This is a genomic window from Scandinavium hiltneri (assembly GCF_024764835.1).
Taxonomy (GTDB): Bacteria; Pseudomonadota; Gammaproteobacteria; order Enterobacterales; family Enterobacteriaceae; genus Scandinavium; species Scandinavium hiltneri.
Genome location: NZ_JALIGE010000075.1, coordinates 239,939 through 261,766 on the forward strand (window position 1 = coordinate 239,939; position 21,828 = coordinate 261,766).

The 21,828-nt window shown below is 56.1% G+C and carries 19 protein-coding genes; 13 read left to right on the forward strand and 6 right to left on the reverse strand.

Annotated elements, in window-relative coordinates; translation table 11 throughout:
- Positions 1-32: 32 nt before the first annotated feature.
- The 3 genes from fadI (at position 33) to sixA (ending at position 4,182) form a co-directional block, all read left to right on the forward strand.
- The gene (gene fadI / locus MUU47_RS16190; protein WP_258989168.1) at positions 33-1,343 is read left to right on the forward strand and encodes an acetyl-CoA C-acyltransferase FadI; all 1,311 of its coding nucleotides are present in this window, start codon (positions 33-35) and stop codon (positions 1,341-1,343) included.
- On the forward strand, positions 1,343-3,490 hold the full coding sequence (gene fadJ, locus MUU47_RS16195; RefSeq protein ID WP_258989169.1) for a fatty acid oxidation complex subunit alpha FadJ: 2,148 nt from the start codon (positions 1,343-1,345) through the stop codon (positions 3,488-3,490). Before fadI ends, fadJ begins: the two co-directional genes overlap by 1 nt.
- Before the next feature lie 206 nt (positions 3,491-3,696).
- Positions 3,697-4,182: a phosphohistidine phosphatase SixA gene (sixA, locus tag MUU47_RS16200; protein ID WP_110509148.1), complete on the forward strand. Its 486-nt coding sequence runs from the start codon at positions 3,697-3,699 to the stop codon at positions 4,180-4,182.
- A 66-nt stretch (positions 4,183-4,248) separates the two neighbouring features.
- Here the strand turns inward: sixA and smrB are convergent, their stop codons facing one another.
- Positions 4,249-4,800, reverse strand: coding sequence for an endonuclease SmrB (gene smrB, locus MUU47_RS16205; RefSeq protein ID WP_110509151.1), 552 nt, complete (start codon positions 4,798-4,800; stop codon positions 4,249-4,251).
- A gap of 164 nt (positions 4,801-4,964) precedes the next feature.
- Between smrB and prmB the strand changes: the two genes are divergently transcribed.
- Genes prmB through MUU47_RS16235 form a run of 6 tightly spaced genes read left to right on the forward strand, consistent with a single transcriptional unit; the run spans position 4,965 to position 9,495 of the window.
- The gene (prmB, locus tag MUU47_RS16210) at positions 4,965-5,897 is read left to right on the forward strand and encodes a 50S ribosomal protein L3 N(5)-glutamine methyltransferase (protein ID WP_258968087.1); all 933 of its coding nucleotides are present in this window, start codon (positions 4,965-4,967) and stop codon (positions 5,895-5,897) included.
- A gap of 21 nt (positions 5,898-5,918) precedes the next feature.
- The gene (aroC, locus tag MUU47_RS16215) at positions 5,919-7,004 is read left to right on the forward strand and encodes a chorismate synthase (RefSeq protein ID WP_258989170.1); all 1,086 of its coding nucleotides are present in this window, start codon (positions 5,919-5,921) and stop codon (positions 7,002-7,004) included.
- A 24-nt stretch (positions 7,005-7,028) separates the two neighbouring features.
- Complete coding sequence (mepA, locus tag MUU47_RS16220) at positions 7,029-7,853, forward strand: penicillin-insensitive murein endopeptidase (protein ID WP_258989171.1); 825 nt, start codon at positions 7,029-7,031, stop codon at positions 7,851-7,853.
- Positions 7,853-8,662: a sulfite exporter TauE/SafE family protein gene (locus MUU47_RS16225; RefSeq protein ID WP_159770107.1), complete on the forward strand. Its 810-nt coding sequence runs from the start codon at positions 7,853-7,855 to the stop codon at positions 8,660-8,662. The genes mepA and MUU47_RS16225 overlap by 1 nt, the downstream gene beginning before the upstream one ends.
- Positions 8,662-9,207: an elongation factor P hydroxylase gene (locus MUU47_RS16230; RefSeq protein ID WP_258989172.1), complete on the forward strand. Its 546-nt coding sequence runs from the start codon at positions 8,662-8,664 to the stop codon at positions 9,205-9,207. The genes MUU47_RS16225 and MUU47_RS16230 overlap by 1 nt, the downstream gene beginning before the upstream one ends.
- Before the next feature lie 9 nt (positions 9,208-9,216).
- A complete protein-coding gene (locus tag MUU47_RS16235) occupies positions 9,217-9,495 on the forward strand; it encodes a YfcL family protein (protein ID WP_159760464.1) in 279 nt (92 codons plus the stop codon).
- 64 nt (positions 9,496-9,559) lie between these two features.
- Here the strand turns inward: MUU47_RS16235 and MUU47_RS16240 are convergent, their stop codons facing one another.
- The 3 genes from MUU47_RS16240 to MUU47_RS16250 are packed head-to-tail and all read right to left on the reverse strand — an operon-like array spanning position 9,560 to position 13,889.
- Positions 9,560-10,750: a glycoside hydrolase family 88 protein gene (locus tag MUU47_RS16240; RefSeq protein WP_258989173.1), complete on the reverse strand. Its 1,191-nt coding sequence runs from the start codon at positions 10,748-10,750 to the stop codon at positions 9,560-9,562.
- A 9-nt stretch (positions 10,751-10,759) separates the two neighbouring features.
- On the reverse strand, positions 10,760-12,040 hold the full coding sequence (locus MUU47_RS16245) for an oligosaccharide MFS transporter (RefSeq protein ID WP_258989174.1): 1,281 nt from the start codon (positions 12,038-12,040) through the stop codon (positions 10,760-10,762).
- 16 nt (positions 12,041-12,056) lie between these two features.
- Entirely contained in the window at positions 12,057-13,889 is a 1,833-nt protein-coding gene (locus MUU47_RS16250) for a DUF2264 domain-containing protein (RefSeq protein WP_258989175.1), read from the reverse strand.
- 227 nt (positions 13,890-14,116) lie between these two features.
- On the opposite strand from MUU47_RS16250, the gene MUU47_RS16255 reads away from it, so the two are divergent.
- On the forward strand, positions 14,117-14,974 hold the full coding sequence (locus MUU47_RS16255) for an AraC family transcriptional regulator (protein ID WP_258989176.1): 858 nt from the start codon (positions 14,117-14,119) through the stop codon (positions 14,972-14,974).
- Here the strand turns inward: MUU47_RS16255 and mnmC are convergent.
- The gene (gene mnmC / locus MUU47_RS16260; RefSeq protein WP_258989178.1) at positions 14,961-16,970 is read right to left on the reverse strand and encodes a bifunctional tRNA (5-methylaminomethyl-2-thiouridine)(34)-methyltransferase MnmC2/FAD-dependent 5-carboxymethylaminomethyl-2-thiouridine(34) oxidoreductase MnmC1; all 2,010 of its coding nucleotides are present in this window, start codon (positions 16,968-16,970) and stop codon (positions 14,961-14,963) included. The two genes, MUU47_RS16255 and mnmC, sit on opposite strands and share 14 nt — an antisense overlap.
- A gap of 160 nt (positions 16,971-17,130) precedes the next feature.
- Here mnmC and fabB point away from each other — a divergent pair, with 160 nt between their 5' ends.
- Complete coding sequence (gene fabB / locus MUU47_RS16265; protein WP_159760454.1) at positions 17,131-18,348, forward strand: beta-ketoacyl-ACP synthase I; 1,218 nt, start codon at positions 17,131-17,133, stop codon at positions 18,346-18,348.
- A 60-nt stretch (positions 18,349-18,408) separates the two neighbouring features.
- Positions 18,409-19,587 (forward strand): MFS transporter, encoded by a 1,179-nt coding sequence (locus tag MUU47_RS16270; protein WP_258989180.1) that lies wholly within the window; start codon positions 18,409-18,411, stop codon positions 19,585-19,587.
- Here MUU47_RS16270 and flk read toward each other — a convergent pair.
- Positions 19,584-20,585, reverse strand: coding sequence for a flagella biosynthesis regulator Flk (gene flk / locus MUU47_RS16275; protein WP_258989181.1), 1,002 nt, complete (start codon positions 20,583-20,585; stop codon positions 19,584-19,586). The two genes, MUU47_RS16270 and flk, sit on opposite strands and share 4 nt — an antisense overlap.
- Before the next feature lie 105 nt (positions 20,586-20,690).
- Between flk and pdxB the strand changes: the two genes are divergently transcribed.
- Positions 20,691-21,827 (forward strand): 4-phosphoerythronate dehydrogenase PdxB, encoded by a 1,137-nt coding sequence (pdxB, locus tag MUU47_RS16280; RefSeq protein ID WP_258989182.1) that lies wholly within the window; start codon positions 20,691-20,693, stop codon positions 21,825-21,827.
- Position 21,828: the final 1 nt, after the last annotated feature.

Genomic DNA, 21,828 nt, shown 5'->3' on the forward strand with positions numbered 1-21,828 from the left:
ACCACTTTTTTTACGTTTACCAGGGGACAGTTATGAGTCAGGCATTACCGCTTATCACCCGCAAGGGCGATCGCATTGCCATTGTCAGCGGGTTACGTACGCCTTTTGCCCGCCAGGCGACGGCTTTTCACGGCATTCCCGCGATTGATCTGGGGAAAATGGTTGTCGGTGAACTGCTGGCTCGCAGCGAAATTCCTCCTGAAGTTATCGAGCAGTTAGTTTTCGGCCAGGTCGTGCAAATGCCGGAGGCGCCAAACATCGCCCGTGAAATTGTGCTCGGCACCGGCATGAGCGTACATACCGATGCTTATAGCGTCAGCCGCGCCTGCGCAACCAGTTTCCAGGCCGTCGCTAACGTCGCAGAAAGCCTGATGGCGGGGACTATTCGCGCCGGGATCGCCGGTGGGGCAGATTCATCTTCCGTATTGCCGATTGGCGTGAGTAAAGCGCTGGCCCGCACGCTGGTTGATGCCAACAAAGCCCGCACGCTGGGGCAGAAACTCAAACTCTTCTCTCGTCTGCGCCTCAAAGATTTGGCCCCCGTGCCGCCGGCCGTGGCGGAGTACTCTACCGGGTTACGGATGGGCGACACCGCCGAACAAATGGCGAAAACCTGGGGCATCACCCGTGAACAGCAGGATGCGCTGGCGCATCGCTCGCATCTTCATGCAGCCAAAGCCTGGGCCGACGGCAAGCTGACGGATGAAGTGATGACGGCCTATTCGCCGCCGTTCCGTGAGCCGTTCGCGCAGGACAACAACGTGCGCACTAATTCCTCGCTGGCGGACTACGCAAAGCTGCGTCCGGCCTTTGACCGCAAACATGGCACGGTGACCGCGGCCAACAGCACCCCGCTGACCGACGGCGCGGCGGCAGTTATTTTGATGACGGAATCTCGCGCAAAAGAGCTGGGCCTGAAGCCGCTCGGCTATCTGCGAAGCTACGCGTTTACCGCGATTGATGTCATGCAGGACATGCTGCTGGGGCCTGCGTGGTCAACGCCGCTGGCGCTGGAGCGCGCCGGGCTGACGATGGCCGATTTAACCCTCTTTGATATGCATGAAGCCTTTGCCGCCCAGACACTGGCGAACCTGCAACTGATGGCGAGCGAGCGCTTTGCCCGCGACGTGCTGGGCCGCAGCCATGCGACCGGTGAAGTGGACAACAGTAAATTCAACGTGCTGGGCGGCTCCATTGCTTACGGACACCCTTTTGCAGCAACAGGTGCGCGCATGATCACCCAAACTCTTAACGAGCTGCGTCGTCGCGGCGGTGGCTTTGGTCTGGTGACCGCCTGTGCGGCAGGTGGTTTAGGCGCAGCCATGGTTCTGGAGGCCGAATAATGGAAACGACATCCGCATTTACGCTAACCGAACGCCTCGATAACGTGGCGGTCATTACTATCAACGTTCCCGGCGAAAAAATGAACACCCTGAAGGCCGAGTTTGGCGTTCAGGTGCGGGCTATCTTCAAGCAAATCCGCGACAACAAAGCCCTGCGCGGCGTGGTGTTCATTTCCGCCAAACCGGATAACTTTATCGCCGGGGCCGATATAAACATGATTGGCAACTGTACGTCGGCGCAGGAAGCCGAAACGCTGGCGCGCCAGGGGCAGCAAATCATGGCGGAAATTCATGCCCTGCCTATCCCTGTCATCGCCGCGATCCACGGTGCCTGTCTCGGCGGTGGCCTTGAACTGGCGTTAGCTTGTCACAGCCGAATTTGTACCGATGATGCGAAAACGGTGCTGGGCTTACCGGAAGTTCAGTTAGGCCTGCTGCCGGGTTCAGGCGGCACGCAGCGTTTGCCGCGCCTGGTCGGCATCAGCACCGCGCTGGACATGATCCTCACCGGGAAACAGCTTCGCGCCCGGCAGGCATTAAAAGTCGGTCTGGTGGATGACGTCGTACCGCACGCTATTCTTCTCGACGCGGCGATTGAGCTGGCTAAACAGGAACGCCCGGCCAGCCGACGTCTGCCGGTGCGGGAACGCATTCTGGCCGGTCCGCTGGGACGCAGCCTGGTGTTCAGCCTGGCGGCGAAAAAAACAGAACAGAAAACGCAGGGAAATTATCCCGCCACCGGGCGCATTTTGAAGGTGCTCGAAACGGGCCTGGCGCAGGGCAGCAGCAGCGGCTATGCCGAGGAAGCTCAGGCGTTTGGCGAACTGGCAATGACGCCGCAATCAAAAGCGCTGCGCTCAGTCTTCTTTGCCAGTACCGACGTGAAAAAAGATCCGGCCGCTAACGCCGAACCGCAGCCTCTGCATTCAGTGGCGGTTCTGGGCGGGGGCCTGATGGGCGGCGGTATCGCGTTTGTCACCGCCAGCAAAGCGACATTGCCGGTCCGTATAAAGGATATCAATACCAACGGTATCAACCATGCGCTGAAGTACAGCTGGGAGCTGCTTGATAAGAAGGTGCGTCGCCGCCATATCAGAGCCAGTGAGCGCGACAGCCAGCTGGCGCTAATTTCCGGTACCACCGATTACAGCGGTTTTGCCCACCGTGACGTGGTGATTGAAGCGGTGTTCGAAGATTTATCGCTGAAACAACAAATGGTGGCGGAAGTGGAAGCTAACTTTGCGCCGCACACTATTTTTGCCTCAAACACCTCGTCGCTGCCGATTGGCGATATTGCCGCGCAGGCGCAGCGTCCGGAACAGGTGATTGGTCTGCATTTCTTCAGCCCGGTAGAGAAAATGCCGCTGGTTGAAGTGATTCCCCACGCGGGCACATCGGAAACCACGATTGCCACCACTGTGAAGCTGGCGAAACAGCTCGGTAAAACACCGGTGGTGGTAGCGGATAAAGCCGGTTTTTACGTCAATCGCATTCTGGCACCGTATATCAATGAGGCGATGCGACTGCTGACAGAGGGCGAATCTATTGAAAAAATTGATGGGGCGCTGACGAAATATGGCTTCCCGGTAGGCCCAATCCAACTTTTGGATGAGGTCGGAATCGATACGGGAACTAAAATTATTCCAGTACTGGAAAGCGCTTACGGGGAACGTTTCAGCGCACCTGCAAATATCATTAGCGCAATTTTGAACGACGATCGCAAAGGCAGAAAAAATGGTCGCGGTTTCTATCTTTACAGCGCAAAAGGGCGTAAAAGCAAAAAACAACCTGACCCTGCAATTTATACGCTTATTGGCGGCGGGCAGAAGGGAATGCTGTCTGGGCAACAAATTGCCGAGCGCTGTGTGATGATGATGCTCAATGAAGCCGCACGTTGCTTTGATGAGCAGGTGGTACGTAGCGCACGCGATGGTGACATCGGTGCGGTTTTTGGTATTGGTTTTCCTCCCTTTTTGGGCGGCCCGTTCCGTTATATGGACAGCCTTGGGGCGGGAGAAGTCGTGGCGATTCTGCAACGCCTGACGACGCAATATGGCCCACGGTTCACACCGTGCGAGGCATTAATCAGGATGGCAGAACAGGGCCTGGCCTTTTGGCCCGCAAATGAAACTGAGACGTTAAGTTGAGGTCAAATAAAGGTAAATCCAAGTGAGGCATAACGCTGCTGTGTGGTTAATTTGTAAACAGAGATTGACTATACTTACGCCATTAAGGTAAAAAACAGCGTTTCATTCATCGAATGGATCAGGCACAATGCCCGACCACCGAATAGACAGCGTATTTTGTACGTGTGTTTTTCCCCGGTGCTTCTGGTTAACAAAAGCGGTGCAATATGCAAGTTTTTATTATGCGTCACGGTGATGCTGCCCTCGATGCAGCCAGCGACTCGGTTCGTCCTCTTACCACTTGTGGTTGCGATGAATCCCGTCAGATGGCGAACTGGCTGAAAGGTCAAAAAGTGGATATTGAGCGCGTTCTGGTCAGCCCGTTCTTACGAGCAGAGCAAACGCTGGATGTGGTGGGGGAGTGCATGAACCTGCCAAAAGAGATCGATGTCCTGCCGGAACTCACGCCTTGCGGCGATGTGGGTCTGGTAAGCGCCTATCTGCAGGCGCTGGCGAACGAAGGTGTTGCCTCTGCGTTGGTGGTTTCCCACCTGCCGTTGGTAGGCTACCTGGTGTCTGAGCTCTGCCCGAGTGAAGCTCCGCCGATGTTCTCGACATCCGCCATTGCGAACGTCACGCTAGATGCCAGCGGGCAAGGCCAGTTTAACTGGCAAATGAGCCCCTGCAATCTGAAGATGGCCAAGGCCATCTGAGTAAAAGGCGGGTGAGCCGTGCGCTTCCCGCCACTTTTACCTGTCACTTCCCCGCCTTGTTTATCCCTACGGTAATTCTGGCGGCTGCCACTCTTCCACTTCAATCAACACCACCAATGCGGCATCTCCGCCATACTCTTTCGGTGCCTGATGAAACGCCATCACGTGCGGGTGCTGTGCCAGCCACAGCGGCGTCTGCTGCTTCAGAATATGTTTTCCGTGGCCGTGCATCACGCAGGCACAAAATACATGCTCACGACGACAAGCCGCAATTAACGCGCCTAATTCCTGCTTGGCCTGCATCTGAGTCAATCCGTGCAAATCCAGATACAGCTCTGGTGAATAATCTCCGCGACGCAGCTTCTTAGCCTCAAAATGGCTGACGTCCGCGCGCACGTATTTCATCGCGCCTTCGGTATTCAGCAGCGGCTGAAACTCATCGGAAAAATAGTGGCTGTTATCGGCTTGCTCCTGAAGCAAACGCTTCACCGGTACTTCAGTGATTTTCTTACGCGCCGGGCGATGGACTATGGTGTCCTGCTTAATCTTGCGGGTACCGGTCATCAGCTGACGGAACAGCGCCTGATCCTCTTCGCTCAGTGAGGTTTTCTTCTTCATTCTTTCATCTCATTTTCGCTTTGCGACAGTTTACCCGACTCTCTTCGCTTACGGGCAGCGAAAACGCATTTTTTCCCCGCTCTCATGACGCAAGAATGCTGATTTATCGGCGTCTTCATGGCAAACTAGCCGCCGAATTTCAGCGATGGGCCCTGGAGGGGAAAGTGGATAAAATTTTTGTCGATGAAGCAGTCAATGAGCTGCATACCATTCAGGATATGTTGCGTTGGTCGGTGAGCCGCTTTAGCGCCGCGGGCATCTGGTACGGTCATGGCACGGACAACCCGTGGGATGAGGCGGTTCAGCTGGTGCTGCCGTCACTCTATTTACCGCTGGATATTCCGGAAGACATGCATACTGCGCGTCTGACCTCCAGTGAAAAACACCGTATCGTTGAGCGCGTGATTCGCCGCGTCAACGAGCGCATTCCCGTCTCCTATCTGACCAATAAAGCCTGGTTCTGCGGCCACGAATTCTACGTGGATGAACGCGTCCTGGTTCCGCGTTCGCCGATTGGTGAACTCATCAACAACCGCTTTGCTGGCCTGATTGCTCATCAGCCTGAACATATTCTGGATATGTGTACCGGCAGTGGCTGTATCGCTATCGCCTGTGCGTACGCCTTCCCGGAAGCGGAAGTTGACGGCGTCGATATCTCCCCGGATGCGCTGGCGGTGGCTGAGCAAAATATCGAAGATCACGGCCTCATCCATCACGTCACGCCAATCCGTTCTGACCTGTTCCGCGACCTGCCGAAAGTGCAGTACGACCTGATCGTCACCAATCCGCCGTATGTTGATGCGGAAGACATGGCCGACCTGCCGAACGAATATCGCCACGAGCCGGAACTGGGTCTGGCGTCAGGCTCTGACGGCCTGAAACTGACGCGCCGCATTCTGGGCAATGCGCCGGATTACCTGACTGACGACGGCATTCTGATTTGTGAAGTCGGGAACAGCATGGTACATCTGATAGAGCAGTATCCTGACGTTCCGTTCACCTGGCTTGAGTTTGATAACGGCGGCGACGGCGTCTTCATGCTCACCAAAGCGCAGCTTCTGGCTGCCCATGAACACTTCAGCATCTATAAAGACTAATTAAAATTCGACGGGGCTGTAATGGCAGGAAACACAATTGGACAACTCTTTCGCGTAACCACCTTCGGCGAATCCCACGGTGTGGCCCTCGGCTGCATCGTGGACGGCGTGCCGCCGGGCATTCCTCTGACGGAAGCTGATCTGCAGCACGATCTCGACAGACGCCGTCCGGGAACCTCGCGTTACACCACGCAGCGTCGCGAACCGGACCAGGTGAAAATCCTGTCTGGCGTGTTTGAAGGTGTCACCACCGGCACCAGCATTGGCCTGCTGATTGAGAATACCGATCAGCGCTCCCAGGATTATAGCGCTATCAAAGATGTCTTCCGCCCGGGCCACGCTGATTACACCTACGAACAAAAATACGGCCTGCGTGACTATCGCGGCGGCGGCCGTTCTTCCGCTCGCGAAACCGCGATGCGCGTAGCGGCAGGGGCGATTGCCAAAAAATACCTCGCAGAGAAATTCGGCGTGGTCATCCGCGGCTGCATGACCCAAATGGGTGATATTCCGCTGGAAATCAAGGACTGGAGCCAGGTGGAACAGAACCCGTTCTTCTGCCCGGATCCGGATAAAATCGACGCGCTTGATGAACTGATGCGCGGCCTGAAAAAAGAAGGCGACTCGATTGGGGCGAAAATCACTGTGGTCGCTGACGGCGTGCCGCCGGGCCTCGGTGAGCCGGTCTTTGACCGCCTGGATGCCGATATCGCGCACGCGCTGATGAGCATCAATGCAGTGAAGGGCGTGGAAATCGGCGATGGCTTTGACGTTGTTAACCTGCGCGGCAGCCAAAACCGGGACGAAATCACCAAAGAGGGATTCCAGAGCAACCATGCCGGTGGCGTACTGGGCGGGATCAGCAGCGGGCAGCAAATCATCGCCCACATGGCGCTGAAACCGACCTCGAGCATCACCGTACCGGGCCGCACGATCAACCGTTTTGGTGAAGAAGTGGAAATGGTAACCAAAGGTCGACACGATCCGTGCGTTGGGATCCGTGCGGTGCCAATCGCAGAAGCGATGCTGGCTATCGTGCTGATGGATCATCTGCTGCGCCAGCGCGCACAAAATGCGGATGTGACCACAACGCTGCCTCGCTGGTAAGCCTTTCCAGGGAAACGTGGGAAAATGAAAAAAATCGTCATAGTGCTGCTGGCTTTGCTGGTCAGTCACGTGGGGTTCGCTGCCACGCCGTGGCAAAAAATCACCCAGCCAATTCCGGGCACAGCTCAGTCGATTGGGGCTTTTGCCAATGGTTGTATCGTCGGGGCGCAAGCGCTGCCGCTGCGCTCCGATAACTATCAGGTGATGCGTACCGATCAGCGTCGCTACTTCGGCCATCCGGATTTGATTCTGTTCATTCAGCGGCTCAGCAATCAGGTGCACAACCTGGGACTGGGAACGATGCTGATTGGCGATATGGGGATGCCCGCGGGCGGACGCTTTAATGGCGGTCACGCCAGCCATCAGTCCGGGCTGGACGTCGACGTTTTCCTGCAACTTCCGCAGACTCGCTGGACTTCGGCGCAGCTGTTAAAACCACAGGCGCTGGATTTAGTGGCCGCTGATGGCAAGCGTGTGGTGCCCTCGCTGTGGTCGCCAAAAATCAGCGCGCTGGTTAAACTCGCCGCCAAAGATAATGATGTGACGCGCATCTTCGTCAATCCGGCTATCAAACAGCAGCTGTGTCTGGATGCGGGTACCGACCGCGACTGGCTGCGTAAAGTGCGTCCGTGGTTCCAGCATCGTGCCCACATGCACGTGCGTTTACGCTGTCCGGCGGGGAGCCTTGAGTGTGAAGATCAGGCGCCACCTCCACCGGGTGATGGCTGTGGCGCAGAGCTGCAAAGCTGGTTCGCGCCACCGAAACCGGGAACAACCAAACCTGTGAAGAAAACGCCGCCACCGTTGCCGCGTTCCTGCCAGGCGCTACTGGATGAGCATGTCCTTTAATGGAACATTTCACTGAGATATTTATGGTGTCACCGTTGTTGCTGGTGGCACTTTTCTTTATCGCATTACTGGCCGGGTTTATTGACTCTCTGGCGGGCGGCGGCGGCCTGCTGACCATTCCGGCGTTGCTGGCGGTGGGTATGTCTCCGGCAAACGCCCTGGCAACCAACAAACTGCAGGCCTGCGGCGGGTCACTGTCATCTTCGCTCTATTTTGTTCGCCGAAAAGTCGTCAGTCTGGCGGACCAAAAACTCAATATTCTGATGACCTTTATCGGCTCAATGAGCGGGGCGTTGCTGGTTCAGCATGTGCAGTCCGACGTTCTGCGTCAGATCCTGCCGCTGCTGGTGATTGGCATCGGCCTGTACTTCCTGTTGATGCCCAGGCTCGGAGAAGAAGACCGCCAGCGCCGCCTGCACGGGCTGCCGTTTGCACTGGTCGCCGGTGGCTGTGTCGGTTTCTATGACGGCTTTTTCGGCCCCGGAGCGGGTTCATTTTATGCGCTGGCGTTTGTGACGCTGGCCGGATTTAATCTCGCCAAATCTACCGCGCATGCAAAAGTGCTGAACGCCACCTCAAACGTCGGCGGTTTGCTGCTGTTTATCATCGGTGGCAAGGTGATTTGGGGAACCGGTTTTGTGATGATGGCAGGACAATTTTTAGGGGCGCGAATGGGATCGCGACTGGTGCTCAGCAAAGGACAAACGCTGATCCGGCCGATGATCGTCATCGTTTCGGCGGTGATGAGCGCTAAACTTCTCTATGACAGTCACGGGGCGGAGATCCTCCAGTGGTTGGGAATTCATTAATGCAACAACACCATTTTCAGCAGCTGATCGACATATTCGATAGCTGTTTTGCTGATGATTTTAATACCCGTCTGATTTCAGGCGAAGACGAACCGATTTATCTTCCTGCTGATGACGATGCACCGTACAACCGCATCGTCTTTGCGCACGGCTTTTATGCCAGCGCCCTGCACGAGATTTCGCACTGGTGTATTGCCGGTGCCGAGCGCCGTAAGCGGGTGGATTTCGGTTACTGGTACTGCCCGGATGGACGCGATGCGAAAACGCAGGGTCAGTTCGAAGATGTGGAAGTTAAACCACAGGCGTTCGACTGGCTGTTTTGCGCCGCCGCAGGTTTTCCGTTTAACGTCAGCTGCGACAATCTCGAAGGGGATGTTGAGCCTGACCGCATTGTATTCCAGCGTCGGGTTCATGCGCAGGTAATGACGTATCTCGCAGAAGGGATCCCGGCGCGTCCGGCGCGCTTCATCGCGGCATTACAAAAATATTATCAAACGCCGACGTTAACGGCGGAACACTTCCCCTGGCCGGAAGATCTAAATTGAGGAAAGAAGATGATCGCAGAATTTGAATCGCGCATTCTGGCGTTAATTGATGACATGGTAGAGCACGCCAGCGACGATGAACTGTTTGCCAGCGGCTACCTCCGCGGCCACCTGACGCTTGCGGTCGCAGACCTGGAAGCGGGTGACGATCACTCTCCGGAAGCGGTGTATGAAAAAGTGACCCAGAGCCTGGAAAAAGCCATTCACGCCGGTGAACTGAATCCGCGCGATCAGGCGCTGGTGCTCGGCATGTGGGATACGCTGTTCCAGAAGGCAAAATTTAAGTAAGCATGCTGCTGAAAACAACAAGCCCCCGATTGCAAAAATCGAGGGCTTTTTTACACCTGACGGTTTACCAGTACAGCGGCCAAATCTGACGCAAACGCGCCATGGCTTCGAGATAGAAATAATCGCCCCAGCTACAGCACTGATCCACGCCTTTGCCGCTCGCCATGTGATAGACCGAATGCTTGAGCAGACCTTCGCACGGCTCGTCGTCGCGAGCGAGATAGTTTTCGGTCAGAGACTTCATGATGCGCAGCGCCATTTCTTCATAATGTGCGCGATGCGGATCCAGCGTCGGTAATGCCTTCACCAGCTCCAGCAAACCACAAACGGCAATGGCCGCGGCGGAACTGTCGCGCACGGCGTCCGTTCCCAGCAGTGCTAAATCCCAGTGGCAAACTTCATCTTCCGGCAGGCGGTTGAGGAAGTAGTGCGCCAGACTACGCGTGAGTTCGACCATGCTAGTGTCACCGGTGTGCAGGTAGCTCAGCATAAAGCCGTAAATTCCCCATGCCTGGCCGCGAGACCAGCAGGACGTGTCGCTGTAACCCTGATGCGTGTTACCGAAGCGCGGTTCACCGGTCACCACGTCCATGTAGTAAGTGTGATACGTCGAGGCATCCGGGCGCACAATATACCGCGCGGCTTGTTCAACGTGAGCCGTCGCAGCGTCGGCATAGCTCGGGTCGCCGGTTTGCTCGCTGGCCCAGTACAGCAGCGGCAGGTTCATGTTGCAGTCGATAATCATCCGGCCTTGCTGCTCTGGATCGTTCAGGTCGCCCCAGGCCTGAATGATTTTCGCCGTCGGGTTAAAACGTTCCATCAGCGTATCGGCAGCCTGTAATGCTGTGCGGCGCGCGTCTTCGTCGCCGGTCAGTCGCCACGCGCTGACGCAGGAAAGTGAGTACAGAAAGCCCAGGTCATGGGTCGCGGTTTCAATGCGTTTCTCAATGCGTTCAGCAAACGAGGGCAGGGTGCGCTCTGCTGCTTCACGGAAACGCGCTTCGCCGGTCATTTCCCACGCCAGCCACAGCTGCCCGGTCCAGAAGCTGGTGGTCCACTCCACGTTTTGGGTCCGTGGCCAGACGCCGTTTTCACAGGCCTCTCCAGGGAAACAGTCGCCGAAAGCGGCAATGTTGGTATCCAGTTTTCGCGTGATACGCGTCAGGGCGGCGTCCAGACTTTGACGCAGTGCAGGCCGGTCGATGGCATACAGCTCAACGGGGCGCAGCGGCTCGGTAACAACAGAACGGGTCATGACTTCTCCTTAATGACTTTTTGCAGGGGCAATGGATACCGCGTCCAGCGTCTGCGCGTCCTCGGGATGAGGGTCGCGCTCTGAGCGGCAGCGTGAAAGAGTTAGAGTGGAAATCAGCGTAAAGAGCAGGGCGCAGCAGCCCATCATCAGGTAGGTCTGCTCGAAGCCGATTTTGGCGTACAGATAGCCTGCAGGCGGCGCGACAACGACGGATCCGACGTAGATCATCGCCTGATAGCCAAGCAGGTACATGGTGGCGTTGACCTTCTTGTGGAAATGCTCAGCGATATATTTGAACACCGAAATCAGCAGTAGGGCGATCTCCACGCCGTATAACGGTTTGATTATCGAGATAGCCAGCGGATCGGTCGTCAGGCCTGAGGCGATAAGACGCGAACCGACCACCAGGCCGCAGAGTAATAATCCTTTTTTGGCGCCGTACTTGTTCACCAGCATCGGGACAAACATCATCATCACAAACTCAGTGCCGGACTGGATCATGCTCAGATAGCCGTACCAGGCGTTACCCTGTTCTTTGGTGCTAAAAAACGAGACGAAGTAGCGCGGGAACTGCTGCTCGGCGACAAACATCATCCAGGCCACACCGGCGACATACAGGCTGAACATCCAGAATTTGCGGTTTTTGAGCAGTAAGATGACATCACCAAAGACGATTTTGTTGTCAGAGATAACGTTATTACTGCGCAGTTGCTCATCGCCGATTTTCAGGCTGATCAACACCAACAGCATCAACACCGAGGTACCGCTACTGACGAGGAAATTTGCCAGCGGCGTGAGGTTGAACAGCACGCCAGAAAGCGATGCCGCCAGCGCCCAGCCAAGCGATCCCCACATACGAATGCGGCCAAATTCGAGGTTATACAAACGGCTGAAGCGGTCTGCGTAAGATTCCGATGCCGCCACGCCAGCGTACCAGCCGAGGCTAAGATACAGCGCGCCGATAATAATCCCGACGAGGGTATGGCTCAGCAGTAACGGTTGATAGACAAAGATAAAAAATGGCGCCATCAGTGCAGACACGGCACAGACAAAATAGAGCAGCCATTTGCTCATGCCGATTTTGTCCATGATGTAGCCGTACACTGGCTTCATGATCACCGCAAACACGCCGTTGATGGCGAAAACGCTGCCGATGGTGATGCTGTCCAGACCGACTTTCTGGCTTAACCACAGGGCATAAAGTCCAAAGCTGGAGGACCAGGTAAAGAAGTAGAGAAAGATAAAGCTGCTCATCTTAATTTGCGCAGTGCGCGAGGTTGTCGCGGTCATGATTGTCTCCTCAGTCTCACGGCAGTTCGGTCAGGGGAAAATGCGTTTTCTGCGTGGCCGACGTCAGGTGAATAACGCCTTGCTCAACGCTGACTTCGGGGGCACGGGTGACGTCGAAATCCTGCGGATCTCCGGCCCAGACGGCGCTTATCAGCAAATGTGTACCGCGTGATAATTCACCGCGAAGTACCGGTACGGCGGCGCGGTCGGCAAACAGAAGGTTGCTGTTTGGTGGGGTTAATACCACCTCACCCTGACGGCGTTTTTCACTCAGACACACAATGGCGCTGGTGTCATGCTCGCCGGTCAGACGGCTGGTTCCGGCTTCCAACTGTTGTTGCGGCAGCGGGCGGGAATTGATGCTGAAGCCACCCTCGGCGCAATCCAGTTCACGGGCGGTTTGCAGCTGATGCACGCGCACCTGCCAGTCGCCGTGTGCGACCAGCCAGCTGTCGACGGTAACGTCATTCCACGGCAGCCAGCGGCTGTAGATGTAATTTTCATGCACGCTGACCCGCTGGCATTCGCGGCGTCCGCGCCAGTAGTTGTCCTTCTCACTGAGCAGCAGCATTGAGTCCGGCGAGGCGTGTGCCAGGCCAAAGCGCCCACGTTCGACGTTAAAGGCATAGCGCGTCGAGTAGGCAAATTTGCAGTACTTTGCTTCGGTGTTGACGAAATTGTTCCGCTCCAGCTGGCCAGACGTCAGCATCCATAGATGATTTGGCTGGTGGACCAGGATCTGTGCGGCTTTCGGGATGGCGTGCGGCGTTTCGCGTGGCGGCAGCGGTTCTTCTTTGGCCTGCCAGAAATCACTGTTTTCGCCCAACGCCAGCACCAGTACGGTTTTCAGCGCCCAGTACGGCGAGCCTGGCGCGTTATAGTCTTCGGCCATGATCAGGTTTGGATAGCTGTAACCGACGCTTAGCACGCCGTCGCGGTCGAACGGCTGCTGTTGTTGCCACCAACGCAGATGGCGCAACACCAGGCCTTTAAGAATGCCCGGCGAATATACGTCCAGTCCGGCAAAAGCGGCGGCACTCCAGAATGCGGCCTGCGCAAAGCGATAGGTCAGACTGCGCCCAAACGGAATCGCGGCGCCGTTTTCGTCAAAGAAATGGATAAAGTCAGCGGCAAAGACGGTGGCACGTTCGCGCAACGTGGCACAGCGCTGCGGATCGACCTCTTTCATCAGCCTGGAATAAATCAGGCCGTAGAAGTGGAAACCCATCGAAATGTAGTAATCGCGTGGGCGATCCGGGCCGTCGCTGTACCAGCCGTCGCCGAGCCAGTAATGTTCCATCGCCGCAAAATGGCGCGCAATGACTTCGTGGTTGACGGGCATTCCGGCGTGATGAAAACCGACCTGCACCAGAATGGGAAAGAAGTGCCAGTTGTTGTCAGGAATAGTGGCGGTTTCGCTTTGCTTCAGCCATTGCCACAGATGCTGTTTTTCTTGCTCGTTGAAGTGCGCCAGCAACGGTTGATGTGCCAGCGCCAGCAGCAGACCGTAGGCAGCCATTTCCACTACCCGCTGATCGCTATGGCCAATTTCTCCCCAGTATTCCGGGTGCGCCGGATGGGTGCCGTTTTTAATAGCCTGAATGTACAGAGAAAGCTGTTCAGGTTCCTGTCCGCCTGCCAGTAACGGCGTGACGCCCCATAATAAACGGGAGAACGCTTCCATATTGGCGATGCGCTGGCCGTAATGGGTGGTGAAATTCGCCAGATCCACACCGCTGGCATTATTTTTAAAAAAGGGGGTGACCGCATTCAATATTTCATTCACCCATTGGGTGAGGTCACTGCGCTGTTGTAAAGGATTTTCAAAGGTAATGTGTTCAGGTTGCACGAGGCCCTCCCGTCAGACACGAGAAAATTAAACGTTATTGTTATTGGATTTTTACCGCGACTGAATCAGTCGGCGAAACCAAGCCTAGCCGCTTTTCCTTCAATGGCTGAGTGAGCAGGTTCACAAAAATGAACCGCTATTTTAAATTCGCTGGATTTTCCCCACTGAGAGCGCAATAAATTGCAAACCGTAGGCTAAAAATTTAATTTTGTTGTCATGGTGACGGAATGAGCGATGTACAGTTACTGGAAAGAATAACCTTAGAAAAACAGGCGATTTCTTTTAACCGAATGTGGGGCTCCAGCGCGGTCTATTATCACTGGCATCAGTGCGTGGAGTTTCTCTTTATTTCACAAGGCTACGGCATTGTGGTGGTAGATAATCAGCACTACACCGCACGCCCCGGCAGACTGTTTATCTTCCCGCCGTTTCGCCTGCACAAAGTGCATGTCGATGACAGCGAGCGTAACCATTATCACCGCTCCACGATGCATATCGAGCAGTCGGCGGTGGAAAGTAATCTACAGCAGTTCCCGCGTTTTCAGACGCAGTTTGCCCGTCTGGCCGCCAGCCACGCGCCAGCCCAGGCGTACGATCTGAGTGAGCATGCCGAATATATGGAAACCGTTCTGGCACAGTTTGCGGCACTGGAATCCAGAGAGCACTATCCGGCAGACGAAGTGGCTTTTTTGGTGATGCAGATAATGTCGCTCCTGCCCGCGTTACCGCAGGCCAGCGCACCGCAGCAGCAAACCGCGTCGGCGCAAATCATGCAGTGGCTGGAAGCGCATTACGGCGAGAAGTTTTCGCTGGAGGATTTGGCGCGGGATATTGGGCTTTCGCGCAGCTATACGTCACGCATTTTCCGCCAACAGACAGGTGGGAGTATTCACGAGTATTTGCTCACCCGGCGGCTGAAGCGCAGCTGTGATTTGCTGCGCACCAGTGAAATGAGCGTCGATGCGATTGCGGCGAAAGTCGGTTTTCAGGAGGTTACCTACTTCATCACCTGCTTTAAACGGATGATGCGCCAGACGCCGTTGCAGTATCGCAAACAGGCGCAGCAGCGCATTAATCTGCTTTGATAACCGCTTTGCCTTTCAGCAGTTTACGCACCCACAGCCGGTTCGGATTCAGCGCTGCCAGAGTTCTGGCGTCGAGCGGCAGCGGTTCATGACTCATCTGTGAAGCCAGAACTTCTGCCGCCAGCGGGGCAGAGCACAGGCCGCGTGACCCAAGGCCACCGAGCATGAACAGGTTGTTGTGAACAGGCGCTGATTTGGCATTGTCGCGGTTTTCAGCCAGCGTGGCGTAGGTGTCCAGCGTTTGCGGATAATCCGGCACGTTGCCCATCATGGGTAAATGATCGCGCGTGGCGCAGCGCACGCCGCAGCGGGCTTCACCGTCGCTGACGTCGACTTCCTGTGCCCACATGGCATCCGGGAAACAGTCGAGCAAACGCTGCCGATTATGCTGCTGATCGTCCTCGCTGTAGGCCATGTCCGTTTGCCCCCGCTGGTAGCTGGCACCGATGCAGTGCTGCTGATTGTGCGGATTTTGCGGCGTGAGATAGCCGTCGTAACACAGCACCTGACGTAACTTCGCCAGCTCCGGCGTGGTCGGAATATGGCTGACCTGACCGCCCACCGCAGATACCGGCAGCTCCGCCGTTTGCGAGAACTGATTAATCTGATGGCCGTTGGCGAGCACCACGCTGGTGTGATGTAGTGTTTCACTGTTCGCAAAATGTAGCACCCAGCCGTTGGCCTGCGCGTCGAGCGTTTCACAATGATGATTCCAGAGAACGTTCAGCCCATTCTGACAGGCCAGTTCGATAACCGCCGCCGTGAGCTGTGCCGGACACAACCAGCCGCCGAGCGGGTACTGAATGCCCGCGCAGCCCGTTTCGACGCCAAGTGTGCGCTGCACTTCGGCCCTATCCACTTCAACAGCAATTTCTGGCGGCAGTGCCAGTTTCAGCATCTGAGCAATTTTGTGGCTGCTTTTTTCATCCCAGCCGAGCTGCGTCACGCCGCACCAGTCATGATCAAAAGCAACGGGCAGGGAGTCGTACAGACGTCGAGCAAAGGTAAACGCCGCCGGGAAGAAGGTTTCCATTGCCGGATCATGAGCGCTCAGCAGCGGGTAGAGCGCGCCCTGGCGGTTGCCGGAGGCACCCTGTGCCGGAACGTCATCTTCGCAATACAGCGTAACCTGCCAGCCGCGGCGCAGCAGCGCCAGAGACAGCAGTGCACTGGCAATACCACCGCCGATAATCGCCGTTTCTCGGGTTTCACTTCCGGAGCGGGCAAACCACGGCGCGGTGGCAGTTGCTGGTTGAGAATCATCCCGATACCCGGTCAGCATTTCTCGCTTGCGCCCAAAGCCTTTGCTCTTTTTCATGCAAAAACCGGCGTCATTTAAGCCGCGACGCACAAAGCCCGCTGAGGTAAACGTCGCCACCGTGGCGCCGGGACGCGCCAGTTTTGCCATCGCGTTAAACAGCGTTGGCGTCCACATATCCGGGTTTTTGGCGGGCGCAAAACCGTCAAGGAACCACGCATCGACCTGCTGATTCAGGGAGTCATCCAGAGTGTCGACCAGTTCGTTAATATCGCCAAACCACAGATCCAGCGTGACCTGACCTTCATCCAGCACTAAGCGGTGACAACCGGAAAAGGGCAGGGGCCATTGCGCCTGTAACTGCGCGGCAAAATCAGCCAGTTCAGGCCAGTGCTGATGAGCAAGTTTCAGGTCGTTCAGACGCAGCGGGAATTTTTCGAAACTGATGAAATGTAATCTTTGTAGGGTAGCGTCAGGCTGCGAGTCGCGAAAAGTCTTAAATGCCTGCCAGAGAGTGAGGAAATTCAATCCGGTACCAAATCCACTCTCGGCAACCACCAGGTGGGAACGATCGTGAGACGTAAAGCGCTCCGTTAGTCTGTTTCCCCCAAGAAAAACATATCGGGTCTCTTCCAGTCCGTTATCATTAGAAAAGTAGACGTCATCAAAATCTCGGGAAACAGGTGTACCCTCACTGTTAAATTCGAGGTTGGCAGGTTGTATGGCGTTTTGTTTCACGTAAGTTACTCGCAGTGCAAGGCGTCCGGCGATCTTAGCGATGTGTGCCGGGTGGCGCAAATTTATACTTAATTTGTCTGATCGGACTTGTTCAGCGTACAAGTGTACGCTATTGTGCGACTCGAAACTTAAAATAGTATATGACTTACAGAGGTATTGAATGAAACGTGCAGTGATTACTGGCCTGGGCATCGTTTCCAGCATCGGTAACAACCAGCAGGAAGTCCTGGAATCTCTGCGTGAAGGACGCTCGGGGATCACTTTCTCTCAAGAATTCAAAGATTCTGGTATGCGTAGCCACGTGTGGGGTAACGTCAAACTGGACACCACGGGTCTTATCGACCGCAAAGTGGTCCGTTTCATGAACGATGCCTCTATCTATGCTTACCTCTCAATGCAGCAGGCTGTTGAAGATGCTGGATTGAAAGAAGACGTTTATCAGAACAACCCACGCGTGGGCCTGATTGCAGGTTCCGGTGGTTCTTCTAAATCTCAGGTCTTCGGTGCAGACGCAATGCGTAGCCCGCGTGGCCTGAAAGCGGTCGGTCCTTACGTTGTGACCAAAGCGATGGCTTCTGCGGTTTCCGCGTGCCTCGCCACCCCGTTCAAAATTCACGGTGTGAACTACTCTATCAGCTCCGCTTGTGCGACTTCTGCACACTGCATCGGCAGTGCGGTTGAGCAAATTCAGCTGGGCAAACAGGACATCGTATTTGCTGGTGGCGGCGAAGAGCTGTGCTGGGAAATGGCCTGTGAGTTCGACGCGATGGGCGCACTGTCTACCAAATACAATGAAACCCCGGACAAAGCGTCCCGTACCTATGATGCGAGCCGTGACGGTTTCGTTATCGCAGGCGGTGGCGGTATGGTTGTGGTTGAAGAACTGGAACACGCTCTGGCGCGTGGCGCACATATCTACGCAGAAGTGGTTGGCTACGGCGCAACCTCTGATGGCGCAGACATGGTTGCTCCGTCTGGCGAAGGCGCAGTACGCTGCATGAAGCTGGCGATGGACGGTGTTGATTCTCCAATCGACTACCTGAACTCCCACGGTACCTCTACGCCAGTTGGCGATGTGAAAGAACTGGGCGCAATCCGTGAAGTCTTCGGTGACAACACCCCAGCGATTTCTGCGACTAAAGCGATGACCGGCCACTCTCTGGGGGCCGCAGGCGTTCAGGAAGCAATCTACTCTCTGCTGATGCTGGAACACGGCTTCGTTGCCCCAAGCATCAACATCGACGAGATGGATGAGAAGGCTGAAGGCCTGAACATCGTGACTCAGCCGACCGAGCGTCAGCTGAACACCGTGATGTCCAACAGCTTCGGCTTCGGTGGCACCAACGCCACTCTGGTTATGCGTAAGCTGAAAGCGTAACGAATTCTTGTAGAACATAAAGGAGCCGAAAGGCTCCTTTTTTTCGTCATGGAGTCCCACATGTCTACAGTTAATGGATCTGTAAAATCCTCTTCAGCGAATACTTCGCTGTTTCGCATCGCCTTTGCGGTGTTCCTCACCTATATGACCGTGGGCCTGCCTTTGCCGGTTATTCCGCTGTTTGTGCATAACGAACTCGGCTACGGCAACATGATGGTCGGTTTTGCCGTCGGTATTCAATTCCTCGCTACCGTTTTAACGCGCGGCTATGCCGGGCGACTGGCGGATCAGCGCGGGGCTAAACGCTCAGCGTTGCAGGGAATGTTCGCCTGCGGTCTGGCGGGCGGAGCGTGGCTGCTGGCGGCTCTGCTACCGATTGGCGCCGAAGGTAAGTTTGCACTGCTGGTCGTTGGGCGTCTGATCCTCGGTTTTGGTGAAAGCCAGCTGCTGACCGGGACGCTGACCTGGGGCATGGGGCTGGTGGGGCCAACGCGTTCCGGCAAAGTGATGTCATGGAACGGGATGGCGATTTATGGCGCGCTGGCGGCCGGTGCACCGCTGGGCTTACTCATTCACAGCCATTTCGGCTATGCCGCACTGGCGGGTACTACCATGGTACTGCCGCTGCTGGCCTGGGCGTTTAACGGCTCGGTGCGGAAAGTTCCTGCCCATGCCGGTGAGCGTCCGTCGCTGTGGAGCGTGGTCGGTCTTATCTGGAAGCCGGGAATGGGGCTGGCCTTACAAGGCGTGGGCTTTGCGGTGATCGGCACCTTTATTTCGCTCTATTTTATGAGCCACGGCTGGGCAATGGCGGGCTTTACGCTGACCGCTTTTGGCGGCGCGTTCGTGCTGATGCGCATTCTGTTTGGCTGGATGCCGGACCGTTTCGGCGGGGTGAAGGTGGCGACGGTTTCACTGCTGGTGGAAACTGTGGGTCTGCTTCTGTTGTGGCAGGCGCCAAATGCCTGGGTTGCGCTGGTGGGCGCGGCATTAACCGGGTCCGGTTGTTCGCTTATCTTCCCGGCGCTGGGCGTTGAGGTGGTTAAACGCGTACCGCAGCAGGTGCGCGGTACGGCGCTTGGCGGCTATGCGGCTTTTCAGGATATCTCATACGGCGTTACCGGGCCGCTCGCAGGGCTGCTTGCGACCTCGTTCGGTTACTCGTCGGTGTTCCTGGCTGGCGCGATATCCGCAGTCGTCGGGATTGTGGTCACCCTGGTGTCGTTTCGTCGGGCTTAGAACAGGAGCCACAGCAAGAAGATTATCACCAGCAGCCCAACCAGCATCAGACCTGGGCGGGCTGACATCGCCTTCATGTTCTCGATGAACGGCGTGAACGGATTAAAGATCGGCTGAATATAACGGGTGTCGACGGTGTCCTGTGCGCGTTCGACGCGCTTGAGGAATACCTGATTCAGCAGATCCTGCACCTGCGCCTGGGTTAACACCGTTTGCGGCGTCGCCTGCCAGGTTTGCTGGGCATAGTCGCGCAGAGCGTTAAACTCCTGCGTTTCCATCGGCTGTTTCAGCGCCGCCTGCAGCGTGTTAAGCGTCGGCGCTTTCTGGTCGCTCAACGTCTGACGCGCCTGTAGCCAGGTCATCAGCTGGTTGAAGTGTTTCGCCGGGATGAGATCGCCGGTTTTCACCCCTGAAAGCTCAAGCATCGACTGCCAAATCATCTTGCTGGATTCCCCGGTCGCCGCGGCCACCTTGGTCACCATCTGATTCAGCGTGTGGTGCTCGGCAGGCAGTAACGACCTGTCCGTTGCCGGGCGCTGTTGCGGTTGCGGAATGGCCAGCTCGTTGTTTTGCAGCAGTTGCAGCACATTTTTAAGCTGATCGGGCGTCAGCTGGCTTAACGTCGTGTGACCATACTGCTGGCGAATAAAATCGCTCACCGCCTGACGGTTATTGCCCTGACTCAGCAGCTCGGTCAACTGGGCGACAATCTGGCGCACTTCGTGAGTCTGCTGAGCGCTGACCAGACGCTGATTGAGATTCTGTTCCGCCGCGGGGAAGTGCCTTGAGAGCAGCTGCGCATCATTTTTCAGACCCAAATCGTGTTTCATCCCGGCCCATACCCCGGCGCTTTGCTGCGACGTCAGCGCGACAAGACGCGTGATTAGCCGTTCGAGCACGGTGCGCTGCTGGGTGGAGAGCGGTTGCTCGCCGATGTGACTCGTCGGTGTTGCTTCCCCCGGAGGGCGGGCGGGCACGCCTGAAATAGGTTGCGTCATGATAAATCCTGAATGTCCGTCGGTGTTCTCAAGGCTCAGTGTTCCTGGCCGCGAGATTATGGCACACTTCCCCGGTTAACTCTCGTTCCAGACAGGTACTGTACCGTGAAAATCCTTGTTGATGAAAATATGCCCTATGCCCGCGAGCTGTTCAGCCGTTTGGGTGATGTAAAGGCGGTCCCTGGCCGTCCAATTCCCCAGCATGAGCTGGATGATGCCGATGCGTTAATGGTGCGCTCAGTCACCAAAGTGAATGAGGCGCTGCTGGCCGGGAAGGGGATTAAATTCGTGGGTACCGCAACTGCGGGTACCGACCATGTCGATGAGAAATGGCTGGCGCAGGCCGGAATCGGTTTTTCTGCCGCCCCCGGCTGCAACGCCATCGCGGTGGTGGAGTATGTCTTTTCATCGCTGCTGATGCTGGCCGAGCGTGATGGTTTCGCGCTGGCCGATCGCACTGTCGGGATCGTCGGGGTGGGTAACGTCGGAGGGCGTTTGCAAAAACGCCTCGAGGCGCTGGGTATTCGCACGTTGTTATGCGATCCACCGCGTGCCGATAACGGCGATGAAGGTGATTTCCGCAGCCTCGACGACCTGGCGCAAAATGCCGACATTCTGACGTTCCACACGCCGTTGTTTAAAGACGGGCCGTATAAGTCGCTGCACCTGGCAGATGAAGCGCTGATTTCACGTCTGAAGCCTGGCACTATTCTGATAAACGCCTGCCGTGGACCGGTGGTGGATAACGCCGCACTGCTCAAATGCTTACAAGCAGGACAGGACTTAAGCGTGGTACTGGACGTCTGGGAACCGGAGCCAGAACTCAATACTGAACTGCTCTCTCTTGTCGATATCGGCACCGCACACATTGCGGGCTATACGCTGGAAGGCAAAGCGCGTGGCACCACTCAGGTATTTGAGGTCTATAGCGAGTTTATCGGTAATCGCCACCAGGTATCGCTGGATACGCTGCTGCCTGCGCCGGAATTTGGTCGCATCACACTGCACGGTCCGCTCGATCAGGCGACGCTAAAAAGGCTGGTGCATTTGGTGTATGATGTGCGCCGCGATGATGCACCGCTGCGGAAAGTGGCGGGTATTCCGGGTGAGTTCGACAAGCTGCGTAAAAACTATTCTGAACGCCGCGAGTGGTCTTCGCTGAACGTCCTGTGTGACGATGAGCAGGCTGCCGTGTTACTCAAAAATCTGGGATTTAACGCCGTTCATCACGCAGCGCATTAAT

What these genes read in the sequence shown, in the direction of transcription:
- MUU47_RS16270 (WP_258989180.1), top strand. Translation starts at nt 18,409, where the DNA reads ATGTCTACAGTTAATGGATCTGTAAAATCCTCTTCAGCGAATACTTCG.
- fadI (WP_258989168.1), top strand. Translation starts at nt 33, where the DNA reads ATGAGTCAGGCATTACCGCTTATCACCCGCAAGGGCGATCGCATTGCC.
- sixA (WP_110509148.1), top strand. Translation starts at nt 3,697, where the DNA reads ATGCAAGTTTTTATTATGCGTCACGGTGATGCTGCCCTCGATGCAGCC.
- MUU47_RS16225 (WP_159770107.1), top strand. Translation starts at nt 7,853, where the DNA reads ATGGAACATTTCACTGAGATATTTATGGTGTCACCGTTGTTGCTGGTG.
- mepA (WP_258989171.1), top strand. Translation starts at nt 7,029, where the DNA reads ATGAAAAAAATCGTCATAGTGCTGCTGGCTTTGCTGGTCAGTCACGTG.
- flk (WP_258989181.1), bottom strand. Translation starts at nt 20,585, where the DNA reads ATGACGCAACCTATTTCAGGCGTGCCCGCCCGCCCTCCGGGGGAAGCA.
- MUU47_RS16240 (WP_258989173.1), bottom strand. Translation starts at nt 10,750, where the DNA reads ATGACCCGTTCTGTTGTTACCGAGCCGCTGCGCCCCGTTGAGCTGTAT.
- MUU47_RS16235 (WP_159760464.1), top strand. Translation starts at nt 9,217, where the DNA reads ATGATCGCAGAATTTGAATCGCGCATTCTGGCGTTAATTGATGACATG.
- smrB (WP_110509151.1), bottom strand. Translation starts at nt 4,800, where the DNA reads ATGAAGAAGAAAACCTCACTGAGCGAAGAGGATCAGGCGCTGTTCCGT.
- fadJ (WP_258989169.1), top strand. Translation starts at nt 1,343, where the DNA reads ATGGAAACGACATCCGCATTTACGCTAACCGAACGCCTCGATAACGTG.
- aroC (WP_258989170.1), top strand. Translation starts at nt 5,919, where the DNA reads ATGGCAGGAAACACAATTGGACAACTCTTTCGCGTAACCACCTTCGGC.
- MUU47_RS16230 (WP_258989172.1), top strand. Translation starts at nt 8,662, where the DNA reads ATGCAACAACACCATTTTCAGCAGCTGATCGACATATTCGATAGCTGT.
- fabB (WP_159760454.1), top strand. Translation starts at nt 17,131, where the DNA reads ATGAAACGTGCAGTGATTACTGGCCTGGGCATCGTTTCCAGCATCGGT.
- MUU47_RS16245 (WP_258989174.1), bottom strand. Translation starts at nt 12,040, where the DNA reads ATGACCGCGACAACCTCGCGCACTGCGCAAATTAAGATGAGCAGCTTT.
- MUU47_RS16255 (WP_258989176.1), top strand. Translation starts at nt 14,117, where the DNA reads ATGAGCGATGTACAGTTACTGGAAAGAATAACCTTAGAAAAACAGGCG.